Below are 2,821 nucleotides of genomic sequence, written 5' to 3'. Positions count from 1 at the left end.
TGGTGCGGTTCTTCTCAGGATTCAGGTTCGACGTATCGCCGACGGCGATACCGGTCGGTGACACCTGCACAAATCCGTCACTCGTCGGACCCGCTGCGGTGACATTCATCACGACAGCGGAAACGCCCGATGTTGGAACGCCACCGACACCGGACACTTGGAGCGGGATGGTTGTCCTGGCACTCACGAGCGCCGCGCTGCGGAGAGCGGCCGTCAGCGGAAGCGACTCGCACGCGACCCCATCGCCGTCGGCGTCGAGCCTGGCGACGTCCCCGTAAGAAGGGAAGTAGAGGTTGAACCACAGTTGCGCTGCGGCCTGCGTTGAGAAATCCGAGCAGTTCTTCGTGTCGCCCGGGTTGGCGGGCGTTGTCGGAGTCGTGGGTGGAGGTGTCGGAGTCGTGGGTGGAGGTGTCGGCGCAGTCCAACCCAGGTTGACGCGGGTATCCAGAATTCGGGTCGGCGTCAAGGGAACGAAACGACCTGCCGTCGCTGACGCTGCCGGCACGAAGTATCCGAACACATCGATCAGAATGTCGGTCGGGAACGTCGTGTAGATCGAAACCTTGCCGCCATCGCCGAGCGGAGCGAACGCACCATTCGGGATTGTCTGTCCAGCAAAGTCGAGATTCAATGTCGAACTCGTGTCAACTCCGGCTCGACCGGTCGGGAACACTTGAAGGTAGCCACTCGCAAGTGAGCGAGTCGCGGTGACGTTCAGCATGACAGCCGTAGCGGACGCTGGGACGACCCCACCGGTGATCTGGAACTCACGGACTTCTTTCGCTTGCATCGCAACCCCGCCGCGTGTGTCGAAGAGCCTCGTCGGTGTAACCGCCACGTAGCTGCTTGTCGCAGCAGCAGCCCCAACCGGCGATGGCCCGCCAGCACCGATTAGTACAAGCGCAGTCGCAGCGGTGGCCAGCGCAACCAACAGCGAGACCGATCGACGACCTCGATAACGAGTCGAGTGACATGGACTGCACGTGTCGCATAACTCAACATGTACGCTCATGCGGCCAAACCGTAGTCGATGTCACCTGTACGCGCGACCGGCACTTCGTCACAACCGAAGCGAACACTCCCCACGATCAGATACCAGACAATCGGCCGGTCTCCGAGGACGACGTCGACGTACGCCACGACCTCGTCGACAAGCACCGGAGCCAACTCCACCGACCGACCTCAAGACCAGCCCAACCGTGTCCGCATCCGTGCCAAGTTGCAGGAGGACGAGTGCCGTGCCGGTGTCGGTCCCCCATCCGTGAGAGCCCAAACACGACCACCCGATCATCCTCGGCCGTCCCTCGACATACACCGCCAAAGTCTCCGACGTGGTCACGGCCGGGCTCAGTCCTCGGGGATCTCACCACATCTTTGAGAAGGGGATGCGGGACGGGTGAGCGTTCGGTCCTGCACCGGGGATAACGGAATCGCCACGATGCATCGCCCTACGCTCCTGCAATGACAAGCCCAGCAGAACCCACACAACAGCCCAGCCGCTGGGCGTGGCTGCTCGGGAATCCGGAAGCAGAGGCGCTGTACATGTCACCGCAGCTGAAGCGGTGGCGAGAAGTCACGGACGTCCCCTTGATGATCCTCGCCATCGGGTCGCTCCCGATGTTGCTGGTCGAGCTGAAACGCGACAACCTGTCAGACGTCGATCAGTGGTTCGTGAACGCCGTCAACATCGTCGTGCTCATTGCGTTCGCCATTGACTACATCGTCGAACTTCGTTTCGCTCGAAACCGCTCAGTATTTGTCCGATCCGAGTACCTGAGTCTGCTGATTGTTATCTCGCAGGTCCTTGCAGTCGTCGCTACCCTCGGGGCACTCGGCGTGTTTCGATCGCTACGAGCGGTGCGTCTATTTCGATTCCTTGCCATCGCCGCGCGGGCTGTGGCGATCGGCGGCGCAGCATCTCGCAACGGCCGCAAGCTGATCCAAAAGCACGCGGCCAGCATCGGCATCGGAGCCGCTGCGATGACGTGGGTGACGGCAGCAGCCGCATTCACCGTCGCTGAAGATGTCGGCGAGGGTCGGCGGGTCCACTCGTTCTTCGACGCGTTGTGGTGGTCGCTGTCCACCATCACCACTGTCGGCTATGGCGACATCTTTCCAATCACGGCGACAGGCCGGATCATCGGCGGGTTCACGATGATCGTCGGCATCTCGACGTTCGCGCTCATCACCGCGAAGGTCGCCGAATTCCTGGTGCGAACCGATAACGACGAATCCATCAAAGACTGACCGAAGCCGAAGCCGTGTGGCCAACAGACGCATCTTGGGATTTGCCGGCTCCTTCGGCATGCTGAACGTGACCTGATCGCCATGGCGGCCAAGACCCCTACCTACGTCATAGCGACGACGACATTTCACGGACCCGGCGACCTCGCCGTCGCCGGAGGAACCGTCCGGCCCAGCCACGACCCCGTCGTGAAGGCGCACCCCGCCATGTTCCGACCCGTGGCCGACACCGTCAACTGACAAGCACGCTCGTCGCCAGACCGGACCCGGTTACTTCATGGCTGGGTCCTGAGGGTGCGCCTTCCTTGAGGCAGCGACGGCAGAGGACGGCCGAGAGAACCGTCCGAACGCAAGCAAACCACCCCTCGGACCCAAAACGGACCCTCAGGCGGGTTGTGATGCGTCTACCGGAAAGTCACGGCTTGCGAACGTTGTTCGCCTAGATGATTGGTTCCAAGGGGTCGTGGGTCAGTGGTCGTAGGCGAGGAGTGATCGGGCGGGACCGGGTTGGCTGGTGGTTTCGTTGTGCCAGATCGCTGCGGTGAGCGCAAGGAGTCGTTGCAGCACTCGGGCACAC

Annotated in this window: 3 protein-coding genes and 1 pseudogene; 1 reads left to right on the top strand and 3 read right to left on the bottom strand. The window is 62.1% G+C overall.

Going from position 1 to position 2,821, the window contains the following annotated elements; genetic code table 11:
• Both ACESNG_RS24520 and ACESNG_RS24515 read right to left on the bottom strand, forming a co-directional pair.
• A partial coding sequence (locus ACESNG_RS24520) for an excalibur calcium-binding domain-containing protein (RefSeq protein WP_373071390.1) occupies positions 1-631 on the bottom strand: 631 nt, incomplete at its 3' end.
• Between the two features lie 377 nt (positions 632-1,008).
• On the bottom strand, positions 1,009-1,173 hold the full coding sequence (locus ACESNG_RS24515; protein WP_373071387.1) for a hypothetical protein: 165 nt from the start codon (positions 1,171-1,173) through the stop codon (positions 1,009-1,011).
• Positions 1,174-1,590: 417 nt separating this feature from the next.
• Between ACESNG_RS24515 and ACESNG_RS24510 the strand changes: the two genes are divergently transcribed.
• Positions 1,591-2,247 carry a potassium channel family protein gene (locus ACESNG_RS24510; protein WP_373071384.1) on the top strand — a complete coding sequence of 219 codons (657 nt, stop codon included), beginning with the start codon at positions 1,591-1,593 and terminating at the stop codon, positions 2,245-2,247.
• 465 nt (positions 2,248-2,712) lie between these two features.
• Here ACESNG_RS24510 and ACESNG_RS24505 read toward each other — a convergent pair.
• Positions 2,713-2,821, bottom strand: a pseudogene (locus ACESNG_RS24505) (IS982 family transposase); the annotation flags it as partial.

The sequence above is a fragment of the Gemmatimonas sp. genome (genome assembly GCF_041689975.1).
GTDB lineage: Bacteria > Gemmatimonadota > Gemmatimonadetes > Gemmatimonadales > Gemmatimonadaceae > Gemmatimonas.
This window is presented reverse-complemented; position numbering and strand designations above follow the sequence as displayed.